Raw genomic sequence first — 792 nt, 5'->3', positions numbered from 1 at the left:
CTTTCTTCAGCAGAAAATCGATAATTCCCTTTACATTTCGGGCAACCACCAAGCCTTTTTAGTGTTGCAATAGTAGGCAACCATGGAGTTCCCCACTCCCATCCAGCACCATGAACATTACAACTGACTTTTAAAGTTGTCTTAGCTGTTCCTATAAACTCTCTAGGTGCTTCGGATATAATTAGAGAGCCATTTTCAAAACCTTTAAGTTTAGATATTTCTAAAAGCTGAGTTGAGATCTCCTGACTATCAGCACAAGAGGAACACTTAATTGATTTTGAAATAACATTTTTTGATGGTGTTTTCCACTTTATATTACAGTGAGAGCAATTAAGTTCCACTTGTGATTTTGAATTTATATAACCATCAGGGAAAGATACAAAAGTAACATCATTCGCTTTTTCTATTGCATCAATAACATGACCTTCTTTCACCACAAATGTTCCAGAACATTTGTGGCAGCCTCTTCCTTTGTGAATAAGCCCTGTCATTGATACTTCCCATTCGTAACCATCTTTAAGGCATCTAACTAATGCTTTAGACTTTCCAGACTTATATCCATCAGGAAATGAGATGAATTGTAAGTTGGGCAGGCTATTTATTTGGTCAATTCTCTCTTGTTCGGAGTGTTTGTAAACACCAGAACATTTAGAACACCCTGTTCCTTTTAATAGATTGGCTAACGTTGCCACCCAACTGAATTGGTGAATGTGACAAAAGACATTGACTCGTGTTGTATTTCCTTTATATTCGCCCTCAAATGACTTGAACTCGATTCCTTCTAACTGATCA

1 protein-coding gene is annotated in these 792 nt (G+C 37.0%); it reads right to left on the bottom strand.

The features are described 5' to 3' along the window. The coding region (locus tag H4J69_RS19605; RefSeq protein ID WP_182245203.1) for a hypothetical protein at positions 1-792 on the bottom strand (792 nt) is incomplete at both ends.

Source organism: Colwellia sp. BRX10-9, from assembly GCF_014077405.1.
Lineage (GTDB): Bacteria > Pseudomonadota > Gammaproteobacteria > Enterobacterales > Alteromonadaceae > Colwellia_A.
This window is presented reverse-complemented; position numbering and strand designations above follow the sequence as displayed.